The organism is Oceanicola granulosus HTCC2516 (assembly GCF_000153305.1).
Classification (GTDB): domain Bacteria; phylum Pseudomonadota; class Alphaproteobacteria; order Rhodobacterales; family Rhodobacteraceae; genus Oceanicola; species Oceanicola granulosus.
Genome location: NZ_CH724107.1, coordinates 2,139,140 through 2,162,729 on the forward strand (window position 1 = coordinate 2,139,140; position 23,590 = coordinate 2,162,729).

At 69.1% G+C, this 23,590-nt stretch carries 24 protein-coding genes, 1 tRNA gene and 1 riboswitch; of the genes, 9 read left to right on the forward strand and 16 right to left on the reverse strand.

The annotated features are described in order from the left end of the window. Positions 1 to 72: 72 nt before the first annotated feature. From OG2516_RS10375 to OG2516_RS10435, 13 genes are all read right to left on the reverse strand, one after another. Positions 73 to 768, reverse strand: coding sequence for an RraA family protein (locus OG2516_RS10375; protein WP_007255618.1), 696 nt, complete (start codon positions 766 to 768; stop codon positions 73 to 75). Further along, positions 765 to 1,460 (reverse strand): alpha/beta fold hydrolase, encoded by a 696-nt coding sequence (locus OG2516_RS10380; RefSeq protein ID WP_007255619.1) that lies wholly within the window; start codon positions 1,458 to 1,460, stop codon positions 765 to 767. The genes OG2516_RS10375 and OG2516_RS10380 overlap by 4 nt, the downstream gene beginning before the upstream one ends. A 38-nt stretch (positions 1,461 to 1,498) precedes the next feature. After that, positions 1,499 to 2,467, reverse strand: coding sequence for a cupin domain-containing protein (locus OG2516_RS10385; RefSeq protein ID WP_007255620.1), 969 nt, complete (start codon positions 2,465 to 2,467; stop codon positions 1,499 to 1,501). A gap of 135 nt (positions 2,468 to 2,602) precedes the next feature. Next, positions 2,603 to 3,592, reverse strand: a complete 990-nt coding sequence (locus tag OG2516_RS10390; RefSeq protein ID WP_007255621.1) for a nuclear transport factor 2 family protein — start codon at positions 3,590 to 3,592, stop codon at positions 2,603 to 2,605. A gap of 8 nt (positions 3,593 to 3,600) precedes the next feature. Beyond that, positions 3,601 to 4,635, reverse strand: coding sequence for a LacI family DNA-binding transcriptional regulator (locus OG2516_RS10395; RefSeq protein ID WP_007255622.1), 1,035 nt, complete (start codon positions 4,633 to 4,635; stop codon positions 3,601 to 3,603). Positions 4,636 to 4,648: 13 nt separating this feature from the next. Further along, the gene (locus tag OG2516_RS10400; RefSeq protein ID WP_007255623.1) at positions 4,649 to 5,413 is read right to left on the reverse strand and encodes an SDR family NAD(P)-dependent oxidoreductase; all 765 of its coding nucleotides are present in this window, start codon (positions 5,411 to 5,413) and stop codon (positions 4,649 to 4,651) included. After that, positions 5,413 to 6,465, reverse strand: a complete 1,053-nt coding sequence (locus OG2516_RS10405) for an ester cyclase (RefSeq protein WP_040615763.1) — start codon at positions 6,463 to 6,465, stop codon at positions 5,413 to 5,415. Before OG2516_RS10405 ends, OG2516_RS10400 begins: the two co-directional genes overlap by 1 nt. Positions 6,466 to 6,482: 17 nt before the next feature. Continuing rightward, entirely contained in the window at positions 6,483 to 7,793 is a 1,311-nt protein-coding gene (gene hisD / locus OG2516_RS10410; RefSeq protein WP_007255625.1) for a histidinol dehydrogenase, read from the reverse strand. Continuing rightward, positions 7,790 to 8,335, reverse strand: coding sequence for an ester cyclase (locus OG2516_RS10415; protein WP_040615105.1), 546 nt, complete (start codon positions 8,333 to 8,335; stop codon positions 7,790 to 7,792). The genes hisD and OG2516_RS10415 overlap by 4 nt, the downstream gene beginning before the upstream one ends. Positions 8,336 to 8,338: 3 nt before the next feature. Continuing rightward, complete coding sequence (locus OG2516_RS10420) at positions 8,339 to 9,199, reverse strand: carbohydrate ABC transporter permease (protein ID WP_040615764.1); 861 nt, start codon at positions 9,197 to 9,199, stop codon at positions 8,339 to 8,341. Positions 9,200 to 9,260: 61 nt separating this feature from the next. Continuing rightward, a complete protein-coding gene (locus tag OG2516_RS10425; RefSeq protein ID WP_007255628.1) occupies positions 9,261 to 10,292 on the reverse strand; it encodes a carbohydrate ABC transporter permease in 1,032 nt (343 codons plus the stop codon). Positions 10,293 to 10,394: 102 nt separating this feature from the next. After that, complete coding sequence (locus tag OG2516_RS10430) at positions 10,395 to 11,651, reverse strand: ABC transporter substrate-binding protein (RefSeq protein ID WP_007255629.1); 1,257 nt, start codon at positions 11,649 to 11,651, stop codon at positions 10,395 to 10,397. Positions 11,652 to 11,738: 87 nt separating this feature from the next. Further along, a complete protein-coding gene (locus tag OG2516_RS10435) occupies positions 11,739 to 12,788 on the reverse strand; it encodes an ABC transporter ATP-binding protein (protein WP_007255630.1) in 1,050 nt (349 codons plus the stop codon). A gap of 92 nt (positions 12,789 to 12,880) precedes the next feature. Between OG2516_RS10435 and OG2516_RS10440 the strand changes: the two genes are divergently transcribed. Beyond that, a complete protein-coding gene (locus OG2516_RS10440; protein WP_007255631.1) occupies positions 12,881 to 13,810 on the forward strand; it encodes a LysR family transcriptional regulator in 930 nt (309 codons plus the stop codon). A 123-nt stretch (positions 13,811 to 13,933) separates the two neighbouring features. Beyond that, the gene (locus tag OG2516_RS10445; protein WP_040615108.1) at positions 13,934 to 14,935 is read left to right on the forward strand and encodes a nuclear transport factor 2 family protein; all 1,002 of its coding nucleotides are present in this window, start codon (positions 13,934 to 13,936) and stop codon (positions 14,933 to 14,935) included. A 67-nt stretch (positions 14,936 to 15,002) separates the two neighbouring features. Here the strand turns inward: OG2516_RS10445 and OG2516_RS10450 are convergent. Then, positions 15,003 to 15,078 (reverse strand) — tRNA-Lys (locus tag OG2516_RS10450). A 94-nt stretch (positions 15,079 to 15,172) separates the two neighbouring features. On the opposite strand from OG2516_RS10450, the gene dapF reads away from it, so the two are divergent. From dapF to OG2516_RS10465, 3 genes are all read left to right on the forward strand, one after another. Then, positions 15,173 to 15,985: a diaminopimelate epimerase gene (gene dapF, locus OG2516_RS10455; RefSeq protein ID WP_083788566.1), complete on the forward strand. Its 813-nt coding sequence runs from the start codon at positions 15,173 to 15,175 to the stop codon at positions 15,983 to 15,985. Continuing rightward, the gene (gene mtaB, locus OG2516_RS10460; protein WP_007255634.1) at positions 15,978 to 17,234 is read left to right on the forward strand and encodes a tRNA (N(6)-L-threonylcarbamoyladenosine(37)-C(2))-methylthiotransferase MtaB; all 1,257 of its coding nucleotides are present in this window, start codon (positions 15,978 to 15,980) and stop codon (positions 17,232 to 17,234) included. The genes dapF and mtaB overlap by 8 nt, the downstream gene beginning before the upstream one ends. 71 nt (positions 17,235 to 17,305) lie before the next feature. Further along, positions 17,306 to 17,908: a glutathione S-transferase gene (locus OG2516_RS10465; protein ID WP_007255635.1), complete on the forward strand. Its 603-nt coding sequence runs from the start codon at positions 17,306 to 17,308 to the stop codon at positions 17,906 to 17,908. Here OG2516_RS10465 and OG2516_RS10470 read toward each other — a convergent pair. Together OG2516_RS10470 and aroC are read right to left on the reverse strand one after the other, a co-directional pair. Beyond that, positions 17,905 to 18,555, reverse strand: coding sequence for an outer membrane protein (locus OG2516_RS10470; protein ID WP_007255636.1), 651 nt, complete (start codon positions 18,553 to 18,555; stop codon positions 17,905 to 17,907). The two genes, OG2516_RS10465 and OG2516_RS10470, sit on opposite strands and share 4 nt — an antisense overlap. A 139-nt stretch (positions 18,556 to 18,694) precedes the next feature. Continuing rightward, positions 18,695 to 19,801, reverse strand: a complete 1,107-nt coding sequence (gene aroC, locus OG2516_RS10475; protein ID WP_007255637.1) for a chorismate synthase — start codon at positions 19,799 to 19,801, stop codon at positions 18,695 to 18,697. A 210-nt stretch (positions 19,802 to 20,011) separates the two neighbouring features. Further along, positions 20,012 to 20,115, forward strand: a riboswitch (TPP riboswitch). A 34-nt stretch (positions 20,116 to 20,149) separates the two neighbouring features. Here aroC and thiB point away from each other — a divergent pair. The 4 genes from thiB to OG2516_RS10495 are packed head-to-tail and all read left to right on the forward strand — an operon-like array spanning position 20,150 to position 23,573. After that, complete coding sequence (thiB, locus tag OG2516_RS10480) at positions 20,150 to 21,121, forward strand: thiamine ABC transporter substrate binding subunit (protein ID WP_040615111.1); 972 nt, start codon at positions 20,150 to 20,152, stop codon at positions 21,119 to 21,121. A gap of 7 nt (positions 21,122 to 21,128) precedes the next feature. Further along, complete coding sequence (locus OG2516_RS10485; protein WP_007255639.1) at positions 21,129 to 22,634, forward strand: thiamine/thiamine pyrophosphate ABC transporter permease ThiP; 1,506 nt, start codon at positions 21,129 to 21,131, stop codon at positions 22,632 to 22,634. Continuing rightward, a complete protein-coding gene (locus OG2516_RS10490; RefSeq protein WP_040615766.1) occupies positions 22,621 to 23,310 on the forward strand; it encodes a thiamine ABC transporter ATP-binding protein in 690 nt (229 codons plus the stop codon). The genes OG2516_RS10485 and OG2516_RS10490 overlap by 14 nt, the downstream gene beginning before the upstream one ends. Next, entirely contained in the window at positions 23,307 to 23,573 is a 267-nt protein-coding gene (locus tag OG2516_RS10495) for a hypothetical protein (protein ID WP_192808366.1), read from the forward strand. The genes OG2516_RS10490 and OG2516_RS10495 overlap by 4 nt, the downstream gene beginning before the upstream one ends. The last annotated feature ends 17 nt before the right edge of the window (positions 23,574 to 23,590 follow it).

Below are 23,590 nucleotides of genomic sequence, written 5' to 3' on the forward strand. Positions count from 1 at the left end.
CTATAGACACCACGCGCGGCAGGCTCAACAGGAGGTGAAGCCCCTGCGCTCTCAGGACACAGCTTCGCAGGTTCAGGTCCGGGCCTTTTCGAACGCGGCCCAGGCCGCCTCGAAGGCGTCGAAATCAAAGCCCGGCTTGCGGGCTGCATCCAGCACGATGGCTTCGGTGCCCCGCATCTTGCTGATCGCGGCGCTTAGCTCGGCCACGTAATCCTTCGGGATGACCAGTGCCCCGTGCCGGTCGGCGTGGATGAGATCGCCATCGGCGATAACGAGGCCGAAGACCGTGACCGGCGTGCCTATCTCGCGCACGTGGACGAAGGCGTGGCTGGGGCCGACCGCGCCGGCGATCACCGGGAAGCCCGCCGGCAGGTCACCGAGGTCCCGCATCACGCCGTTGGTAAACGCCCCGGCGAGGCCGAAGCCCTTGTGAACCGAGGTGTTGATCTCGCCCCAGAAGGCGCCGACGGCATCGGTGCCATCGACGTCCTCGACCACCGCCAGGGCGGGCCGGGGACCGGTCGCCATGTGACGGTAGTAGTCCATTCGCCGGGTCCGGATCACTTCCGGCGCCTCATCCGGGGGGGCGGCGGCCGCAATCTTCGCGGTGCGGGCCACGCCGACGATGGCGCCCGCCTCCGGGTCGCTGCACAGGACCGTGCCGCGCGTGAAGCGGTCGAAGCCGCGTTTGCCCTCGATCACTTCGATGGCGTTGCAGACGGTGGGCGTGTCGACCTTGCGCAGAAGGTCCAGAAGCTCGGGGGTCATGGTGTCTCCAGCCAGCGGGCCAGCGCCGCGTTGGTCTCGTCCGGTTTCTCCAGGGTGGGCAGATGGCCCGCGCCCTCGATGATCTCGAGCGTCGCCCTGGGCAGCAGGCCCGCCATCAACTCGTGCCGCGCCACGGGGCAGAGCGCGTCATGCCGCCCGCAAAGCACCAGTGCGGGGCCGTCGAAGGCCTGCAGTGCCTCGCTCTGATCCGGGCGGTCCCGCAAGGCGAGGGACTGCCGGATGAAGACCTCCGGCCCCAGATCCCGCGCCATCGCCGCGCAGAGCTCCAGAAGCTTCGGATTGCCGGGGCCATCGGCGAGGTAGTTCGGGATCATCTCGTCGCGCATGACCTCGGCCAGCTCGCCGGCGCGGGCCTTTTCGATCTGCGGGCCGCGGCGGAGCTTGACGGTGTCGGCCTCGGCCAGCGGGTTGGTGTCGAGCAGCGCGATGCGGTCGACGCGGCCCGGCGCCTGCCGAAGAACCTCCATCGCCACGATCCCGCCCATGGACAGGCCCGCCAGGGCGAAGCGGTCCGGCGCCCGAGCCAGGACCTCGGCGGCCAGGGCCTGCACGGTCTCGGCGCCCGAGATAGGCGCGTGATGCACCGCCCGGCGTCCCGAGAAATACGTGGTCTGCGGGCTGAAGAGCCGCGCATCGCACATCATGCCGGGCAGGAGGACGAGCGGTGTCATCGGTCTGGTGCCTCCCCCGGGCTGCCTGCAATCTTCAATCAGCTTCCGGTCCAGCTGGGGCCGGCCGGGTCCTCGGTGCCCACGATGTGGTAGAGCGCGGCCTCGCCGGTCATCGACGGCACGGCGGAATGGGCGAGATCCTCGGGCACCGACATGGTGTCGCCGGGGGCGAGCGTCGCCGAGCCGCCCTCCCAGTCCACGCGCCAATGCCCCCTGACCGGCATCAGGACCGAGGGGCGGTCATGGCTGTGCCTGTCCTCGCGGGCCGAGCCGCGGGTGATGAAATCGACCTCGAAGCCCGGCCTGTCCTTGAGCAGGCCGGTCTCGCCGATCACCTTGCACGGGGTCTTGTCCGCCAGCGCCACCATGTCCCAGTAGCGCGCGACGTGGTTAGGCAGGACCTCCGCCGTGGTGGGCTCGGGCCGCTTGGCCAGCTCCTCGTCGGACATCAGCGGCATGGGCTTCACCCCTTCCGGCAGGGACTGCTGGCGCTTGGTATCGTAGAGCTTGCCGTCCTCGCCCAGCACCAGACCATGGTCGGCGGCATCCTCGATCACCTGCGGCGCCCACATCACGCCGCCCCCGGCATCGTCGCCGCCAAGGATCGCCATGATCATGCCGTAATCGGTGCCGATGTTCTCGAACCCGCGGAAGATGCCGGTGGGGATGTTGAAAATGTCACCCTCCTCCAGCACCACCTCGCCCGCGGTGCCCCAGCGGCCCCAGAAGAACCGCCAGCGGCCCGACAGCACGAAGAACGCTTCGGCGGTGTGATGGTCATGCAGCGAGTTCCGGCACCGGGGCGGCTGGCCGGCCGCGCCGATGTTGAACCCGTGGGGGATGGAGATGTGCACGTGCTGGTCGGGCGACTCGGAGACGCCGCCGCCGATGATGGTGAAGTTCTCCTTCTGGTCGCTGCCGGGCGTGTGGGCATCGATGAAGGCGGTCTTGCAGGGTTGCAGCTCGCCGTAGCGGACGATGCGGGATGCGATGTCTTGCGGTGTCATTGATCTGTTCCTGAAGTTCGGGTTGGGATCAGAGGGTGCAAGCCGCCTGCCCCGGCGGCCGCGGGTTCAGCCGCCGCGCCCTCCGGCTGGCGAGAAAGCAGTGAATCCGGCTGAGAGCCTCGGGCAGCCTTGGCATCACAGGTCTCCGGTCTTCAGCAGAATCTGCTTCCAGATTGCGGTTTCGTCGAAGAGGGTCCATTCGCGGCGCAGCTTTGGTGCCCCGCCGACCAGGAGGCCGAACTCGGCATGGCTGATGCCGAGCACGTAGACCTCCGCCCCCGTCGGTGCCCCGAACGCGCCCCAGCCTTCATGCTTGCCATGCAGGCTCCAGCGCAGGGCCGATCGCGGCGGCATCATCGGGTCCTCGCGGCCGATCTGGTGGTGGATGGCGAAGGTGGCATTGGGAAAGGCCGCGCGCAGCCCCATCCAGAACCGATCGGCGCCGCCATGGCTCAGGGTCTCCAGACCGCCGGGATAGGAGAGATTTGCGCCGCGGTCGTAAGCCTCGGGGATCACGGTGAAATCGGCGCTCATGATCCGGGTCAGAATATCCGCGTGGCGCTGGCCCCATTCGTTGTCGTTGCCGCTTCCCTCATAGGGGCCCCCGACATCGGTCTCAGGCGTCAGCGGCCTGACGCAGGCCTCTGGCCCGCCCTCCCGCGCGATCAGGTCGCGGGCGAAGTCCTTCGGCTCCCACCCCAGCTGGCGCACGATGGCGCCCTGGTCGCGGATCAGCCATTCGTCGTCGATCTGGTTGTTCTTGGCATGGCAGTCGGCGAGGATCCTGTAGTGCAACTGCTTGCCCGTCGGGGCGCCGTAGACGCCGGGATAGGCGTGGGTCGCGGTGGAGTGGAGCCGGTGTGACGACAGCATCCCGGCTTCCGGCGCGCCGGACCAGATCACGTCCTCGCCATAGAGCGTCCTGTCGGGAAACTCGGCCAGCGTCGCCATGGTGGCGGCGATAACGCCCTGATTGCCCACCACCACGGATGCGGGCGATCGCACCACGATCTCGGGCGCGTAGTAGTCATGCAGCGTCGCGATGCCGCGATCTTCCCAGATCTCCTTGGTGATCCCGATGATGTAATCGGGGAAGTCGGCGAATTTCGGGTCAAAGCCCTTCATCGGAGCGTTCATGTGTCAGTCCATCCCTCTGGAATACGGGCAGACCCGCGCACGATCAGCGGAGCCTCGACAGCGATGTTTCGGGTTACGGTGGTCTCGATGCACTCGATCTGGGCGAGCAGCGCCTTGACGGTTTCCTCGACCATCCGCCTGGCGCGCTGGCGCACGGTGGTCAGGTTGTAGGACAGCCAGGCCGCGGGCGGCACGTCATCGAAACCTATGACGGAGACGTCGCTGGGGATGCCGAGGCCCAGTTCATGGCGGATTACATCCATTGCGACGAAGGCCATGTGGTCGTTGGCGACGAACAAGGCGTCCGGGCGGCTTTCGGCGGGGGTGTCGAACATGGTGCGGGCCGCCGCCTTGGCCTGTTCGGCATCGAAGTTCCCGACTTCGCGCGCATGGAGGCTGCGATTCGCGGCAGTCAGCCCCGCGAGGAAACCGGCCTCGCGGTCCCGTTGCGTCGAGGCCCCCTTCCACCCGGCGATGTAGGCGATCCGGTCGTGCCCGCCCGCCAGCAGAAACTCGGCCACCTTTCGGCCGCCCTCGAAATTCTCGGAGGTGACGGCGGCGATGTCCTTGCGGTCGTCGTAGCGGTTGAACAGGACGACGGGCACGCCCGCGTTCTGGCAGCGTTTCGCGATGTCGGAGGACAGGCCGACCGAGGCGAAGACGATCCCGTCGACCTGGTAGTCGAGCATCTCGCCCACCACGTCATCGATCTCGCCGTGCTTCTGCGAGGTGAGAAAAACCAGCACGTGGTAGCCTTCGCGCTGCAAGGCGTTCGACAGCTTTTCAAGGGCTTCGGGGTAAAAGTAGTTCTCCAGGTAGGCGACCACGAGCCCGATGATACGGCTCTTGCCGGAGACGATGGCCCGGGCGAGGATGTTGGGCCGATAGCCGAGCGCCTCGGCGGCGTCGCGCACCTTCCGGGTGGTCTTGTCCGAGGCCGAGGCACCGGGGGTGAAGACCCGGCTAACCGCCGACTGGCTGACCCCGGCCAGCCGCGCCACGTCGAGCGATGTGATCCTGCTCGCGGTCATGCGGGGCCCCTCCTCAATCCGCCGTCCATCCGCCGTCGACCATCAGCGCCGTGCCGGTGATCAGCGCGGCCGCGTCGGAGGCAAGGAAGACCGCCGCCCCCATGATGTCCTCCACTTCGCCGATGCGCCCGAGCTTGATCTTCTCCTCCACCCAGGCGCGGCGGTCCGGGCGGTCGAAGGTCTGCTTGGTCAGCGGTGTGACGATGAAGGTCGGGCAGATCGTGTTGACCCGGATGCCGAGGGGGCCCCATTCGATCGCCATCGACTTGGTGAAGCCCTCGACGGCGTGCTTGGTTGCGGCATAGACGGCGCGGTCGACGCCGCCGACCTTCGCCATCTGGCTGGAGATGTTGATGAGCGATCCGGGCTTGCGCGCCTCCGCCAATCCTCTCGCAACGGCGCGGGTCAGGAAATAGGCGCCCTTCACGTTGAGGTCGCTCGCCGCGTCGAAATCCGCCTCCGTGGTGTCCAAGGCCGGGGCATGGCGGGCCAGTCCGGCGGAGTTGACGAGAATGTCGAAGGGTCCGCCCTCTGCCACTGCGGCTTCTGTGGCGTCCACGTCGGAGACATCGAGCGACAGCACCGAGGCGGTATGGCCTGCGGCCGTCAGCGCCTCCGCCAGGTCCGATAGCTTGTCGGCCGAGCGGGCCGCCAGCACCACCTCCGCCCCCGCCTCGGCGAGCGCCACGGCACTGGCGAGCCCGATGCCCGACGAGGCTCCGGCGACCAGAGCACGCTTGCCGTCCAGCCGGAACGAGGGGGTGCGCGGCAGCTCCATCAGGCGGCGCCTACGGGGAACGGCAGCCGGCCGGGCACCCGGGCCTTGTTGAACTCGCGCAGGCGGGCGAAGACATCGACGTCAAGCTGGCGGTAGGCGTCGAGGATATCGACCATGACCCAGTTCTCGCGGATCTTGCCGCCTTCCAGCCGCCAGAAATCGAGCGACCGCATGGTGATCCGCTTGCCCGAGGGGGCGATCCCCATCCAGCCATCGTGCGTGACCGTCTGGATCATGTTCGGCCAGCCGGTAACGGCCGCGTAATCGCCATCGCCGAAGAAGTGGTAGGTGATCTCGTCCAGATACCTGCCGCGGTCGGGCATGCCGTTCAGGAACGGGATCTGGTGCCAGTTGCGGAATCCCGCGATTCCCCGCCCGGTGCCGATCCCCGCGGGGCCGTACCAGTTCATGCGTTCGTGCCAGAACCGCTCCATCTCCATCACCTCCGGCCCGCCCTGGCCAGGGTGCTTCTTGAGGTGGTTCAGCATCTCGATGATGTGCTGCTGCGCGGCGCTGGAGCGGGCCTCGTCCCAGGGGCCGGGCACGATCCCGTCGAGGGTCATCGGCCCGGGGATACAGAGCTCCCGCCCGAGACTCGGCGCCATCGGCCAGGCATTCGCCTGCATCATCACCTCGGGGATGTCCCAGAGGGTCTGGATCTCGACGACGCGGCCCCCCTCGAAGCGGTAGAACTCGTGGAACCGCATGTGGGTGAGGTGCCCGGTGGGCGGAATCTCGAGCCAGGGAGCGACGAAGGTGCCGAAGTAATGGCCGCCGCAGCCGACCCAGTCGCCGCCGTGCTCGTCCGGCCCGCCCATGACGATCCAGTCGCGCCGCTCCAGGTCCGGCATCGCCTCCAGCAGGGGCGCGTAGCAGGTGTCATAGAAGGCGTCCGGCCCGTCGAAGTCTCTAAAGGGATGCGGCATGTGGATCACCGCCGCGGGGGCGATCACCTGCCTGAGGGCGGCGCGCACACCTTCCGCGTCAAAATCCGCCATCGCCGCCCGGAGGGAGGCGAGCGCCCGCTTGTTGGAGGTTTGAACGTCGGTCATCTCGTCCCGCATCCCCGTCACTCCGCCGCGGTGCCATAAGCGACGTTGCGGCCGCCGTAGCGGCGCACGCGGATGTTGCATTGCTCGGCATGGCCGACGAAGCCCTCCAGCATACAAAGCCGCGAGCCGTATTCGCCGATCTGCGCCGCCGCCTCGTCGGTGGTGATCTTCTGGTAGCTGTGGGTCTTCAGGAACTTGCCGACCCAAAGACCGCCGGTATAGCGCCCGGCCTTCTTCGTCGGCAGCGTGTGGTTGGTGCCGATCACCTTGTCGCCGTTGGCGACATTGGTGCGCGGGCCGAGGAACAGCGCGCCGTAGCTGTGCATCTGCTCCAGATACCAGTCGTCGCGGTCGGTCATCACCTGCACGTGCTCGTACGCCATGTCGTTGGCGACCTGCAGCATCTCCTCGTGGCTGTCGCAGAGCACCACGTCGCCGTAATCCTCCCAACTCGCCCGTGCGGTCTCGGCGGTGGGCAGGATCGCCAGCAGCCGGTCGATCTCCTCCAGCGTCGCCTCGGCCAGCTGGCGCGAGTTGGTGATCAGGCAGGCGGGCGAGTTGTAGCCGTGCTCGGCCTGGCCCAGCAGGTCGGTGGCGCAGAGCTCGGCGTCCACCGTCTCGTCGGCGATCACCATCGTCTCCGTCGGCCCGGCGAAGAGGTCGATCCCGACCCGGCCGTAGAGCTGTCGCTTGGCCTCGGCGACGAAGGCATTGCCGGGGCCGACCAGCATGTGCACCGGCTCGATGGTCTCGGTCCCGAGGGCCATCGACCCCACCGCCTGGATGCCGCCGAGGGCATAGATCTCATGCGCGCCGCCGAGGTGCATGGCGGCCACCACCGCCGGGTTCGGCTCGCCCTTGAAGGGCGCGGTGGCGGCGGCGATGCGCGGCACGCCGGCAACGGTGGCGGTGGCGACCGACATATGCGCCGAGGCGACCATCGGGAACTTGCCGGCGGGCACGTAGCAGCCCACCGACTGCACCGGGATGTTGCGGTGCCCGAGGATCACGCCGGGCATCGGCTCCACCTCGATATCGGTCATCGAGTCGCGCTGGGCGCGGGCGAACCCCATCACCTGGGCCTGGGCGAATTTGATGTCCTCCATGTCCCGCGCGGAGACCTTGGACATCAGCCCCTCGATCTGGCCCCGGGTCAGGCGGAAGCTCTCGGGCGCGTAGTTGTCGAACTTCTGGCTCATCTCGCGCACGGCCGCGTCGCCCCGCGCCTCGATATCGGCCAGCGCCGCCTCCACGGTGCCGCGCACCTTGGCGTCGTCCTCGGCGCGGTCGGTTTCGGGTTTCGATTGCTTGAGATGCTGAATGCTCATTCGCCTTGTCCTTGCATTACGGGTCGGTGCGGCGATCTTTCGCCCCGGTCGAAGGCCTCCCAGCCTTCGCCGTTGAAAACGTCATGGCCGAGCTGGGCCAGCACGTGGGGGAAATCGACCATCACCCAGTTGTCGGTGATCTTGCCGTCCTCGACCTTCCAGAAATCCATGTAGCGGATCTCGACCCGCTTGCCGGTCGGCGCGATGCCCATGAAGGGGCCGGAGTGGGTCGCCTCCTGCCGGCCGAACGCGGCCGCCCATTCGCCCATGTAAAGCCGCGCCTCGTCGATGCAGCTCTTTTCCGAGAAGGCCGCCTGGAACGGGCGCTGCCAGTTGTCCTGGAACTCCTTCAGGCCATTCTTGGTGCCGCAGCCGAAGTTGCCCATCCAGCGAACGGACTGGCTGAAGAACTGGCCGATATCATCGATCCGGTGATCGTTGAGACCGTCGACCATGCCCTCGATCACGGCCCGGGTCGCCTCGGTCTTGCTCATGTCGGTGTCGCGGCTGAGCACCGCCTGCTCTGGTCGGGAGCCTTTCATCGGTCAGCCTTTCACGGCGCCGGCGGTCAGGCCGCTGACGATCTGGCGCTGGAAGAACATGATGAGCACGAAGAGCGGCGCGGTGGCCGAGACCACGGCGGCGACGGCGAACATCACGTTCCCCTCCACCTGCGTGGTGCCGAGGAAGCTGGCGATCGCGGGGATCATGGTCTCGTTCTTCTCCGACAGCAGCATCGAGGTCACCGCGAAGTCGTTGTAGGCGAGAAGGAAGGAGAACAGCCCGGTGGTGATCACCCCCGGCCACATCACCGGGATGATCACGTGCCGGAAGGCCTGGAAGCGGGTGCAGCCGTCGACCATGGCGCTCTCGTCCATGTCCTTGGGGATGTTCAGGAAAAAGCTGTGCAGCATCCACAGGGTGAAAGGCTGGTTGATCGCCACCAGCACGATGATCGTCGTCGGCAGGATGCCCCAGACGTTCCATTCGAAGAACGGCAGCAGGTAGCCCGAGACCAGGGTGATATGCGGCATGGCGCGGAACACCAGCGCGGCCATCAGGAGCCAGAAGGCGTATTGCTTGCCCGAGCGCGCCAGGGCGTAGCCGCCGAGGGTGCCGAAGGTCAGCGAGATGACCACGGTGAAGAAGACCACGATGCAGCTGTTGAGCGCGGCGCGCCAGAACTCCTCCTGCACCCAGGCGCCTTCGTAGCCGCGCAGCGTGAAGGCGCTGCCGGTCTCGGCGATGGTGTTGGTGCCGCGCAGGGCGTTGGTCCAGTCGGCCTTGGAGAAGAAGTCCGCCTGCACCTTGAAGCTGCCCCAGACCGTCCAGAGGAAGGGGAAGGCGGCGATCACCAGCCAGAGGCCGACGAGCAGGAAGGAGATCACGGTCAGCGCCGAGGGCATCTGCCGGGCGGCAGCCGAGGAGGAGGAAGGATCGAGGGTCGTGATGGTCATGGGTCTCTCCTCAATGCGCCTTGCGGTTGAAGTCGCGCCAGGTGCGGATCAGCACCGGGGTCAGCAGGATCACGACGCCGAGGATGGTCATCATCGAGGTCGCCCCGGCCGAGCCGTAGAGCGGATTGCCGCTCTCGCGCAGGTCGTTGAAGATGATCCAGCTGAGCGACGTGGCGTGGGCCTGGCTCTGGAAGCTGACGATCGGCTCGAAGACCCGGAAGTTGTCCATCAGCAGCATCAGCGAGACGAAGGTCAGCAGCGGCACGAGGTGCGGGACGGTGACGTAGCGCATGCTCTGCCACTTGGACGCGCCGTCGATCTTGGCCGCCTCGAGCGTGTCCCTGGGCACGGTCTGCAGCCCGGCGTAGAAGACGATGAAGCTGAAGGGCAGCGTGTGCCAGACGCCGTAGGTCATCAGCATGATCCAGGTGAGCGTCGGCGAGGCCTTGAGGCTGAGTGAAGGATCGCCCGTCAGCCGCTGCAGGGTGGCGCCGATGATGCCGTCGCCGTCGACCATCCAGAACAGGATCAACGAGCCGACGAGGGGCGTGACGAGGAAGGGCAAGAGGGAGACGAAGATCGTCGGCCCCTTGAGCAGCTTCGGCAGGTTGTTGACCCCCACCGCCACGGCGAGGCCCAGCACCAGCACCAGCGGCGTGACCACGGCGGTATAGGTCAGGGTGAAGGTCAGCGCCTTGTAGAAGGGCAGATCGAAGACCCGGCGCAGGAAGGCGCCCGTGTCCTCGGTGGTGCGCCAGGCCTCGGCGATCTCGTCGAAGGCGAGGTGGGCGCGATTGGTATAGGTGGCAAAGCCGTTGAAGCGGCCCAGCGGCTGGGCCTCGCGCAGGGCGGCGGAGGCCTCCAGGTCGACCTCGGTGGTCTGCTCGCAGCCGAAGGGGCCGCAGCTTTCGGAGACGACGAGCACCTGCTCGTGCTCGATGTGCAGCGACTGGATGAAGACCGAGACGATCGGCAGCGCGATGAACAGGACCATGGCGGACAGGGTCGGCAGGATGAACCAGAAGAAGGTGCGGTTTTTCATGCGACACGTGCTCCGATGCCTGGGGTGGAAAAGGCCCGGCCCGCGGGTCGGGTCTTTTCGGGGGAGGAGGCGCGCCGGTCAGGCCGGCGCGCCTTTCGGTGGTTACTGCAGGAAGCCGGCTTCCTTGGCGGCGTCGCGGTAGGCCGCCTCGACGTCGGCGAGGGCCTGCTCGGCGCTCTCCTCGCCCTTGAGGAAGCCGACCAGCTCGTTGCCGAGGGCGGTGTGCATGATGCCGATCTGCGGGATCATCGGGTAGGGCTTGGCCCCGCCCTGCGCGGTGGCCGAGACACCCGCCGCCGCCGGCCCGGGCTCGAAGCCGTCGAGCAGCCAGACCGCGTCGTCGTTGTTGGCCTGCACCATCTCCGAGGTCAGCCCGGAGACCAGCGCGGCGAAGGTCGCCTCGGCTTCCTCGTCGCTGACGTTCTTGGCAATGGTGATGCCGTCCCACCAGAGCGTCGCGCCCGGCACGCCGCCCGGCTCCACCGAGGGCGCGGCCGCCAGCACGGTGTTCTCGGTCACCTCGGAAGTCGAGCCCTCGTCATCGAGGATCGCCGAGCCGCGCGAGCCCCACATGATACCGAGCGCCGCCTGCCCCGCCTCCCAGAGAGCCTGGGTCTCGTTGGAGGCTTGGGTCAGGTGGTCGGGGTGGGCGTATTCCACCAGCCGCGCCATGGTCTCCAGCGCGGCGATGCCGGCCTCGGAGTTGACGGTCGGCTCGGCGGTGCCGGGCTCGAAGAACTCGCCACCGTGGGCAAGGAAGAACAGGTTGAAGGTCTCGCCCACGTTCCAGCCGGTCTGCATGTTCATCACCAGCGGGTGCTCCATGATGCCGGCGGCGCGGATCTTTTCGGCAGCGTCGACGAGCTCGTCGAAGGTGGCGGGAATGCCCTCCACCCCGGCTTCCTCGAGGATGTCCTCGCGCACGAAGAGGTGCTGGGAGTTGGCCATGAAGGCCACGGCCATGGTGTTGCCGCCGATCTTGATCAGCAGGTTCGGCTGGATGTTGTCGCCGTACTTCTCGACCAGGTCATCAAGGGGACGCACCAGCCCGTCGTTCATCAGCTGGGTCAGGGTGGCGTTGGCGACGATGACGGAGGTGTATTCCGCCGGGTCGGGGGTCAGCGCCGCGTTCATGATCTGGCGCGCCTCGGTGGTGTGGTTGCGGGTGAACTCGGCAGCCTGCCCGGCGCAGTTCTCCTCGGCGGCATCGACCACCGCGTGGATCGCCGGGAAGTCCGAGGCGAGGATGCGGATCGATTGCCCTTCGGGGCCGCAGTCGGGCCCGTGTGCCTCTGCGAAGGCGGCGGTGGACATCAGGCCGGCCATCAGGCCCGCGGCGGCGGTCGTTCTCAGAAACATGTTATCCTCCCTGTGTCTCTGTCGTTGAGGGATGCGCTTGCAACCGCGCACCCTTGGTATCCCCGGCCTCCCCCGGGGTATGCGCTGTCAGGCCGCGATCCGCTGGCCGGTCTGTCCGTCGAACAGGTGACAATGGTCTGGCGGAACCTCGATCGAGACCATGTCGTCGATCTCTGCCCGGAAGGTCTTGTCGGCCCGGACGCTGACCAGCGCCCCGCCGATGCGGACGGTGACCATGGTGGCGTCGCCCAGAAGCTCCAGCGTGTAGATCGGCGCCTCGATCTGGCCGCCGCTCTCGACCACCCGGGCGTCCTCGGCCCGGAACCCCAGCGTGACCTTGCCCGAGGGCGCCGGAAGCCCCTCGATCCGGGTGCGCGGCGCGCTGAAGCTGCCGCCGGCCATCTCGCCCTCGATCAGGTTCATCGCCGGCGAGCCGATGAAGCTGGCGACGAAGGTATTGGCCGGGTTGTCGTAGATCTCCGTCGGGCTGCCGACCTGCTGCACCACGCCCTTTTCCATCACCACCACCCGGTCGGCGAGGGTCATCGCCTCGATCTGGTCGTGGGTGACGTAGATCGTGGTGACTTTCAGCTCGTGGGAGAGGTTCTTGATCTGCGCGCGGGTGGACACCCGCAGCTTCGCGTCGAGGTTCGACAGCGGCTCGTCCATGAGGAAAACGTTGGGCTCCCGCACGATGGCGCGGGCCAGCGCCACGCGCTGCCGCTGACCGCCCGAGAGCTCGGCGGGGCGGCGATGCAGGAACTCGTCGAGCTCCACCATCGCACTGGCGCGGCGGACCTTCTCGTCATGTGTCGACGGGTCGACACCCCGCACCTTCAGCGGAAAGCGGATGTTCTCGTAGACGTTGAGGTTGGGGTAGAGCGCGTAGCTCTGGAACACCATCGCCACATCGCGGTCCTTGGGCTCCAGCTGGTTGACCTTGCGGTCGCCGATCCAGATCTCGCCGTCCGAGGGGTCCTCCAGCCCCGCGATCATCCGCATCGTCGTCGTCTTGCCGCAGCCCGACGGGCCCAGCAGCACGAGAAACTCCCGATCCGCGATCCTCAGGTCGAAGTCGTCGACACCGACGAAGCCGCCCCATCGCTTGCAGACATTGCGCAGTTGTATCTCGGCCATGCGGTGCCTCCCACGGTGCGGACCCTCGCGCCTTGCATGCGCTTGCAAGGAGGCTAGACGAAGCAGATTATTCGAGATAATGAAATCGTTCTATGACAGATATAAGCCACGTTAATCTGCGCCTGATCGATACGACGGTGCTGTTGATCTTTCTCAGCCTCATGCGGCATCGCAAGGCGACGGAGGTGGCGCGCGAAATGGGACTGACCCAACCCGCCGTCAGCCACGCGTTGAAGCGCCTGCGCACGCTCTACGAGGATCCGCTCTTTCTGCGCCGGGCGCACGGGCTCGAGCCGACGGCGCTGGCGCATGAGCTCGAGCCCAAGATCCGCCGGATCGTGCGGCTGCTGTCCCAGACGCTCGAAAATCCCGATCAGTTCGATCCGGCCTCAACCGCCACCGACCTCAGGATCGGCGCCTTCGACTACGAGCTGACGACTGTCATTCCGAAACTCGCCGCCGAAATGCGCACCCTCAGCCCCAGCATCAACGTCCACGCCTACCCGCTGGTCTATACCGAGGCGCTCGACGCCCTCGTTCATGGCCGGCTCGACCTCGCCATCGGATATTTCGACATCCCGCTCAGGAGCGAGGCCACCTTCGTCGTCGAGGACCTCTATTCGGAGCGCTACGTCCTCGCCGGGCGGCGCGGACACCCCCTGCTGTCCGACAACCCGACGCTCGAGGAGATGGCACAGGCGGACCACCTGCTCGTCTCGCCCCACGGGTTGATCCGCAACCGCGTCGACGAGGCCTTGCGGATGCAGGGATACCAGCGGAACATCCGCACTGTCGTTCCATCGCTCTTCGCGGCGCTCTCGATCATCGAGAACTCGGAGCTCGTCATGACGCTTCCCGAGCGGGTCGCGGTCGGGAACTGGCAGCCGTTCGACATCGTCCACAAGCCCCTGCCGATCGACGTGGGCGATTTCCAGTTGCAAGCCGTCCGACACGCTCGCGACGCCAACAGCCCGCTCCACGCCTGGCTCCTCGAAAACCTGCGCCGGATCGTGTCCTCCTAGGGGGGCGAACCCGCGCCGACGCGTGCCCGGCCGGAGCCTCATGAGACCGGCATTCTCGGCATAAAGGCTGGACATGCGAGGGCCGGATAGAAAAATGCGCTTAAAGCGAAACGGGGTGGAGCCGTGACTTTCCAGGCAGAAAAGCAAGTCGTTCTAGACCTTTACGCCGCACTCGACAGCGCCCCAGTGGATCGAATCGGATCGATCCTGGCCAAGGCGATGACGCCCGACGCCGTCTGGCGCGGGTTCCATCCCTTTAACAAACTCACCGGCCCGGAGGCGGTGGCGGAGCGCTTCTGGGGACCTCTCCGCCAGTCGCTCACCCGGATGCAGCGGCGGCAGGACATCTTCTTTGCCGGCCGCAACGAGATCGACGGATTCGCGAGCACCTGGGTCGTCTCCATGGGCCACCTGATGGGCCTCTTCGACCGGCCCTGGCTGGGCATCCCGCCGACCGGCAAGATGGCCTTTCTGCGCTACAGCGAGTTCAACCGGATCGAAGATGGCCGGATCGCCGAGACCGCGATGTACTTCGACATCCCGCACCTGATGATGCAGGCCGGACTGAACCCCTTTCCGCCGCAGACCGCTGCGCATCTGGTCCAGCCCGGCCCGCTGACCCACGAAGGACTGCTCTTCGATGATGCTCCCGAGGCCGAAGGGGCGGCCACGCGCGCCGCGATCAACGCCATGATCGGCGATCTCGGCACCTGGCGATCGGGCCTGTCGCTGGAAGAGGAACTCGCCCGGACCTGGGCCGACGACATGATCTGGTGGGGCCCCGCCGGCATCGGAGCGACCTACACGATCGAACGCTACGCCAAGCAGCACTCCGGCCCGTTCCGCGCGGCCTTCACCGACCGCTCCAAGACCCGCCACCTCGCCCGCCTCGCCGAGGGCCACTACGGCGGCTTCTTCGGCTGGCCCAATTTCACTGCCCGCCACAAGGGCGGCTTCATGGGAATGCCCGGCTCGGACACACCCGGAGAGATGCGGGTGATCGACATCTACCGCCGCGATGGCGACAAGCTGGCCGAAAACTGGATCTTCATCGACCTGCTGCACTTCTGGAAGACCCAGGGTGTCGATATTCTGGAGCGCACGGTGAGGATTGCCGGCGCCTGAGCCCCCGTGCCACCCTCACGGAAAGACGCGGCCCGGGATCCGGAAGCAACAAGTTCGGATGAAGCAGTGGTGAGCCGTGCAGGATTCGAACCTGCGACCCACTGATTAAAAGTCAGTTGCTCTACCAACTGAGCTAACGGCCCACGAGGGGTGTCTCTAAGAAAGAGCCCGCAGGCGGTCAACCCCGGAATCTCGGTGCCGCTGGATTCCCTCGGGGCGCTCTTCTATATGGCGCCCATGAGCACCCCCGCCCCCTCTCGCCTGCCGTTCATGAAGATGCACGGGCTCGGCAACGACTTCGTCGTCCTCGACCGGCGCGACGGGCACGCCATGCCCGGCGCGGACGTCATCCGGGCGATGGCCGACCGGCGGCGCGGGGTGGGGTACGACCAGCTCGCGGTGATCGAGGGCGCGGCGGACGCCGATGCCCGGCTGACCTTCTGGAACTCCGACGGCTCCCAATCGGCCGCCTGCGGCAACGCCACGCGCTGCATCGCGGCGCACCTGATGGACGAGACGGGGCGCGACGACCTCGCCCTCGTCACCGCCCGCGGCCGGCTCGCCGCCGAACGGCACGGCGGGGTGGTCGCGGTCAACATGGGCGCGCCCTCGACCGACTGGCAGGGCGTGCCGCTCGCGCGCGAGGTCGATACGCTGCACCTGCCCATCCCGGGCGACCCCGTCGCCACCGGCATGGGCAACCCGCACTGCACCTTCTTCGTCGAGGATGCCGAATCGGTGGACCTCGCCAGCTTCGGCGCCGAGCACGAGCATCATCCGCTGTTCCCCGAGCGCACCAACGTGCAGCTCGCGCAGGTGCTCGACCGCGCCCGCATCCGCATGCGCGTCTGGGAGCGCGGCGTGGGCATCACCGAGGCCTCGGGCTCCTCCTCCTGCGCCACCGCCGTCGCCGCCGCGCGGCGCGGGCTGACGGAGCGGCGGGTGACGGTGCTGCTCGACGGCGGCGAACTCGAGATCGACTGGCGCGACGACGGCGTCTGGATGGCCGGGCCGACGGCGCACGTGTTCGACGGGGTCTGGCATGGCTGACGCACCGCGCTTCACCACCATGGGCTGCCGCCTCAACGCCTACGAGACGGAGGCGATGAAGGCGCTGGCCGAGCAGGCCGGGCTCTCCGACGCGCTCGTCGTCAATACCTGCGCCGTCACCGCCGAGGCCGTGCGCAAGGCGAAGAAGGAGATCCGCCGCCTGCGCCGCGAGAACCCGGAGGCACCGCTCATCGTCACCGGCTGCGCCGCGCAGACCGAGCCCGAGACCTTCGCCGCCATGCCCGAGGTGACGCGCATCATCGGCAACACCGAGAAGATGCAGCCCGAGACCTGGGCCGCGATGGCGCCCGACCTGATCGGCGAGACGGAGCGGGTCGCGGTCGACGACATCATGTCCGTCACCGAGACGGCCGGCCACCTGATCGACGGCTTCGGCACCCGCTCGCGCGCCTACGTGCAGGTCCAGAACGGCTGCGACCACCGCTGCACCTTCTGCATCATCCCCTTCGGACGCGGCAATTCCCGCTCCGTCCCGGCCGGCGTGGTGGTCGAGCAGATCAAGCGGCTGGTGGACCGGGGCTACAACGAGGTCGTGCTCACCGGGGTCGACCTCACCTCCTGGGGCGGCGACCTGCCCGCGCAGCCGCGGCTCGGCGATCTCGTGATGCGGATCCTGCGCCTCGTGCCCGACCTGCCGCGCCTGCGGATCTCGTCGATCGATTCGATCGAGGCCGACGACAACCTGATGCTCGCCATCGCCACCGAGCCGCGCCTGATGCCGCACCTGCATCTCAGCCTGCAGCACGGCGACGACCTGATCCTCAAGCGCATGAAGCGCCGTCACCTGCGCGACGACGCGATCCGCTTCACCGAGGAGGCGCGGCGGCTGCGCCCCGACATGACCTTCGGCGCCGACATCATCGCGGGCTTCCCGACCGAGACGGAGGCCCATTTCGCCAACTCGCTGCGGCTGGTGGAGGAGTGCGACCTGACCTGGCTGCACGTCTTCCCCTACTCGCCCCGCGCCGGCACCCCCGCCGCCCGAATGCCCGCCGTCCCCGGCCCCGCCATCCGCGAGCGCGCCGCCCGCCTGCGCGCCGCCGGCGCGGCGCGGGTCGCCGCCCACCTCGCCGCCCAGGTCGGCCGCGCGCACAGCGTGCTGATGGAGAGCCCCCGCATGGGCCGCACCGAGCAGTTCACCGAGGTCGCCTTCGCCGCCGACCAGCCCGAAACCGCCATCGTCCCCGCCACCATCCGCGCCGTCACCGGAACCCGCCTCGCCGCGTAGGGTGCGCATTCATCGCGCACCCCCCGCTCACCGCCCCTCAACATCGACCCAAGCCAGCCCGGAGCCCGCCCATGCAGCTCGTCATGTCCGCCGCCTCGCCCTTCGTGCGCACCGTCCGCGTCCTCGCCCGCGAGGCCGGGCTGGCGGAGCGGATCGAGGAGGTGCCCGTCGCCACCACGCCCCTCGCCTCCGCGCCCGAGGCACTCGCCGCCAACCCGCTGGGCAAGATCCCGGCGCTGGTGCGCCCCGACGGGCCGACGCTCTACGACAGCCGCGTCATCTGCCGCTACCTCGACGCCCAGGCGCGCGACGGCTTTTACCCAAAGCGGCGGCTCTGGGAGGTGCTGACCCTCGAGGCGACGGCGCACGGCGTGATGGAGGCGGCGGTGCTGATGATCTACGAGGCCCGGCTCAAGGGCGAGGAGGGCAAGAGCGCCGACTGGATCGCCGCCCAGTGGCAGAAGGTCGCCCGCGCGCTCGACGCGCTCGAGGGCCGCTGGATGAGCCACCTCTCCGGCCCGCTCGACGTGGCGCAGATCGCCACCGCCGTCGCGCTCGACTACCTCGACTTCCGCCACGGCGGCCGCGACTGGCGCGAGGGCCGCCCCGCCCTCGCCGCCTGGCACGCCCGCTTCGCGGCGCGCCCGGCGATGGTCGAGACGAAACCCGCCTAGAACGAGAAGCTGACGCCGAGGTTGAGCGCGTTGGTGACGATGTTCGACTCCAGCGTGCCGCCGCTGTCGAGCTCGGCCTCGTTCATCGAGTAGGTGCCCTTGTACTCGCCGAACACCGACACCCGGTCGGTGAGCGGGTAGCTCGCGCCGCCGATCAGCGTCACGGCGGGGCCGGTATACTGGTAGCCGAAGGTCGACGAGCCGCCCTTCTCCACCTCGACATACGGCACCGCCACGCCGACGCCCGCGCCGACATAGGGCGTCAGCTGCCCGAAGCGCTGCGGCCAGCGGTAGTAGCCGTTGAGGGTGAGGACATTGAGCCCGTCGGTGAACTCGAGCGTGTCGTAGCCCGCGTCGCGGCGGTCGTCGTCGCCCGCGTAGACCTTGGCGTGCACGAAATCGAGCCCGTAGCCGAAGTTGGCCCCGCTCCAGTTCGTCACCCGCAGGCCGTAATAGGGCGGCGGGTCGAACGAGCGGCCTTCCCAGCCGATCAGGAAGTCCTCGTCCGGGATTACCCGGTCGCCCTCGACATGGACCCGGCTGTGCGGCGAGGACTGTGCGCCGAGGTAGAAACTCAGCTCCGTCTCCGCGACCGCCGCCACCGGCAGCAGCGCCACGCTGGCGGCGAGAATGATGATCTGGCGCATGAAACGGCCCTCCGGCTAGCCCTAAGGCTAATATGGGGCGCTCCCGGCAGCATCAAGCCCGCGCCCGCCGCCTCTGTCCTGCAAATATCCCGGGGGAGTCGCCGCAGGCGACGGGGGCAGCGCCCCCTCCGCCGTCGTCTCAGCCGCCGATCTTGCCGCGCGCGCCGCCGGTCTGGCCGCGGTCGAGGAGCAGGTGGTCGAGCACCACCGCCGCCGCCATCGCCTCGCCCACCGGCACGGCGCGGATGCCGACGCAGGGGTCGTGGCGGCCCTTCGTGACGACGTCCATCGCGCTGCCGTCCTTGCGGATCGACCTGCGCGGCGTGAGGATCGACGAGGTCGGCTTGACCGCGAAGCGCAGGACGATGTCCTGCCCCGTCGAGATGCCGCCGAGGATGCCGCCGGCGTGGTTGGAGACGTACTCCGGCCCGTCCGGCCCCATGGTGATCTCGTCGGCGTTGTCGCGCCCGGTCAGGCCCGCCGCCGCCATGCCCGCGCCGATCTCCACGCCCTTGACCGCGTTGATCGACATCATCGCCGCCGCGAGGTCGGTGTCGAGCTTGCCGTAGATCGGCGCGCCGAGGCCGGCGGGGGCGCCGCGCACGGTGATCTCGATCATCGCGCCGACCGAGTTGTGCTCCTTGCGGCGCAGGTGGTCGAGGTAGTCGGCCCACTCGTCGACGACGCCGGGATCGGGGCACCAGAAGTCGTTGCAGCCGATCTCGTCCCAGTCGAACCGGCTGCGGTCGATCTTCTTGCTGCCCATCTGCACCATGTAGCCGGTGACGCTCACCCCCGGCGCCAGCTGCGCCAGCGCCGCCCGCGCGACGCCCCCCGCCGCCACCCGCGCCGCCGTCTCGCGCGCCGACGAGCGGCCGCCGCCGCGGTAGTCGCGGATGCCGTACTTCTGCCAGTAGGTGATGTCGGCATGGCCGGGGCGGAAGGTCTCGGCGATGTCGCCGTAATCCTTGCTGCGCTGGTCGGTGTTGCGGATCATCAGCTGGATCGGGGTGCCGGTGGTGACGCCCTCGAACACGCCCGACAGGATCTCGACCGCATCGGGCTCGTTGCGCTGCGTGGTGTGCTTGTTCTGCCCCGGCCGGCGCTTGTCGAGCCAGACCTGCAGGTCTTCCTCCCGGACGGGAACGCCCGGCGGGCAGCCATCCACCGTCGCACCGAGCGCCGGCCCGTGGCTCTCGCCCCAGGTGGTGACGCGGAAGAGGTGGCCATAGCTGTTCAGGCTCATCGCGGGGCTCCTTTTGCGCTCGGGCTACTAGAACGGTTTCCCCTGCGCAACACGGCCCGCGGTCGCACCGATGTGGCTTTGGCAGCGCGATGGTCGGAGCAGGGCCGATAGAAACGCGCCGGCCGGACCCTTGGCCAGACTCCGCCCGAAGCAGCCCCCCGCCGGCCACGACAGCCCCGCTTGCCCCCACCCGCCGCGCAGGCTACGTGTCGCCCCACCTCGGGGTGCCCGTCATGGGCTGAGATGCGCGACTGCGCGGACCCGTTGAACCTGAACCGGCTCACACCGGCGGAGGGAAGGTCGCGAGATTCTCCTGCCCTTTTCCCCGTCCGGCGCATGGAGGATGACATGAGAACCACCGCCACCATCGCAGGACTGATGCTTGCCACCACGGCCAGCGCGGAAACCCTGACCATCTACACCTACGACAGCTTCGTCCCGGAGTGGGGCCCCGGCCCGGCCGTCGCCGCCGCCTTCGAGGCGCAGTGCGGCTGCGAGATCGAGTTCGTCGCCGCCGGCGACGGGGCGGCGCTGCTGAGCCGGCTCCGGCTCGAGGGCGCGCGCACCGAGGCCGACATCGTGCTCGGGCTCGACAGCAACCTCGTCGCGCAGGCCCGCGAGACCGGGCTGTTCGCGCCGCACGGCGTCGAGGCCGATTTCGACCTGCCCGTGGCCTGGGACGACGACACCTTCCTGCCCTTCGACTGGGGTTACTTCGCCTTCGTGTCGAGCGCCGACACCGAGGCGCCGGCCAACTTCCGCGAGCTCGCCGAGAGCGACCTGTCCATCGCGATCCAGGACCCGCGCTCCTCGACGCCCGGCCTCGGCCTCGTGCTGTGGGTCGAGCAGGCCTACGGCGAGGAGGCCGGCGAGGTGTGGCAGGGGCTGGCCGACAACGTGCTGACCGTCACGCCCGGCTGGTCGGAGGCCTACGGCCTGTTCCTCGAGGGCGAGGCCGACGCGGTGCTCTCCTACACCACCTCCCCCGCCTACCACGCCATCGCGGAAGAGGACGACAGCAAGGTCGCCTGGGCCTTCGACGAGGGGCATTACCTGCAGATCGAGGTCGTCGCGATGGTCGAGGGCACGGACCAGCCCGAGCTGGCGCAGGACTTCATGGCGTTCGTCGCCACCGATGGCTTCCAGTCCGTCATCCCGACGACCAACTGGATGTACCCCGCCGTGACGCCCGCCGAGGGCCTGCCCGAGGGCTTCGGCGAACTCGTGCAGCCGGAGACGGCGCTGCTCTACCCGCCGCAGGAGGCGGCCGAGGTGCGCGAGGACGCCATCGCCACGTGGCGCGACGCGCTGGCGCAGTGAGCCCTGCGTGAGCCTCACCCGGCCCGGCCTCTGGGCGGCGGCGCTGCTTCTGGCGCTGTCGCTCGGCACCCTCGCCGCCGTGGCGTGGCGGGCGGAATGGGCCGGGGGGCTCGGCGCGGCCGACTGGGCGGCGATCCGCTTCACGCTGACTCAGGCGCTGGTCTCGGCGGCGCTCTCGGTGGGGCTCGCCGTGCCCGTGGCCCGCGCGCTGGCGCGGCGGGCCTTCCCGGGCCGGGCGGTGCTGGTGACGCTGCTGGGGGCGCCGTTCATCCTGCCGGTCGTGGTTGCGGTGATGGGCCTGCTCGCCGTCTTCGGGCGGCGCGGCCTCGTGAGCGACGCGCTCGCCACCTTCGGCCTGCCACCCATCGACATCTACGGCTTCGAGGGCGTCGTCCTCGCCCATGTCTTCTTCAACCTGCCGCTGGCGACACGGATGCTGCTGCAGGGCTGGCTCGCCATCCCCTCCGAGCGCTTCCGCCTCGCCGAAAGCCTCGGTGCCCCGGTCGGGCGGCTGCTGGAATGGCCGATGGTGCGGGCCACGGCGCCCGGGGCCTTCCTCGTGATCTTCCTGATCTGCCTGTCGAGCTTCGCCGTCGCGTTGATCCTCGGCGGCGGACCGCGCGCGACGACGGTGGAGCTGGCGATCTACCAGGCCGTGCGCTTCGACTTCGACCTCGGCCGCGCGGCACTGCTGGCGCTGGTGCAGTTCGGCCTCTGCGCGCTGGTCGCCGCCGTCGCGTTCCGCGTGGCGCTGCCCGACGGGCTCGGCGGCGGGCTCGACCGGGTCGTGCGGCGGCGCGACGGCGTGCCGCTGCTCGACGCGGCGTGGATCGGCGCGGCGGCGCTGTTCCTGCTGGTACCGCTCGGCGCGGTGGTCCTGGCCGGGGTCGCGGGGCTCGTCGACCTGCCGGGCAGTATCTGGGCGGCGAGCCTGCGCTCGCTCGGCGTGGCGCTGGTGGCGACGGCGCTGGCCATGACGCTGGCCCTGGTGTTGGCGCTCCGGCCGGGCGCGGGGGTGAGCCTCGCCGGGGTGCTGCCGCTCGCCGCTTCGCCGCTGGTGGTCGGGACGGGGCTGTTCGTGCTGCTCTACCCGTTCGTGTCGCCGGGGCGCGTCGCGCTCGCCGTGACGGCGCTCGTCAACGCGATGATGGCGGTGCCCTTCGCGGTGCGCATCCTCGCCCCCGCCGTCGCGCAGGCCGAGGCGACCTACGGGCGCCTCGCCGACGGGCTGGGCCTCGCGGGCTGGCAGCGGCTGCGCCTCCTGCTGCTGCCGCGCCTGCGCCGGCCGCTGGGCTTCGCGGCGGGGCTGGCGGCGGCGTTGTCGATGGGCGATCTCGGGGTCATCACCCTGTTCGCCGGGTCCGACAAGGCGACCTTGCCGCTGGAGATGTACCGCCTGATGGGCTCCTATCGCAGCGACGCCGCCGCCGGGGCGGGGCTGCTGCTGTTCGGGTTGAGCCTGGGGCTGTTCTGGCTGTTCGACAGGGGAGGGCGCATCGGTGCTGACACTTGAGGGCCTGCTGATCGAGCAGGGCGACTTCCGCCTCGCCGCCGACCTCACGGTCGGGCCGGGGGTCGTCGCGCTCATGGGGCCGTCGGGCGCGGGCAAGTCGACGCTGCTCGCCGCGATCGGCGGCTTCATCGACGTCACCGGCCGGGTGCTGGTGCGCGGCGAGGACGTCACCGCCCTGCCCCCGGCGCGGCGGCCGGTGGCGACGCTGTTCCAGGACAACAACCTGTTTCCGCACCTGAGCATCGCGCAGAATGTCGGCCTCGGCATCTCGCCCCGGCGGCTGCGGGCCGGGGACAGGGCGCGGGTCGATGACGTGCTGGCGCGGGTCGGGCTGGAGGGGCTGGGCGCGCGCAAACCCGGCGCGCTCTCGGGCGGCCAGCAGAGCCGCGCCGCGCTGGCGCGGGCGCTGGTGCAGGACCGGCCCGTGGTGCTGCTCGACGAGCCGTTCTCCGCGCTGGGGCCGGGGCTGAAGGCCGAGATGCTCGACCTCGCCCGCGACGTGCTCGCGGCGGACGGCCGGCTGATGCTGATGGTGACGCACGACCCGGCCGACGCCGAGCGCGTGGCCGGCGAGGTGCTGCTGGTGCTCGACGGCGAGGTCACCGGCCCCCACGACCGCGCCGCCCTGCTCGCCGATCCGCCGCCAGCGCTGCGCGCCTATCTGGGCCCGGCATGAGGCTGTTGCCGCTCCTCGCTCTCTGCGCCTGCGCGCCTCTGCCGCCGGAGCCCGCCTACACCGTGCCCGCGCCGCTCTCCGCCATGAGCCGCGAGACCGACTGCACGGCCGCCGCCGCCGAGGCCGCCGGCGTCAGCCTGCGCGACGTCCTGGTGCGGGAGATCGCATCGGAGGGCGACACCACCCGCGTCACCCTCGCCACGCCCGGCGCCAGGTGGACCTGCCGCGCCGGCGCCGGTGGCGTGGAGCTGCGCGCTCTCTAGGAGCGGAGGGCAGCCTC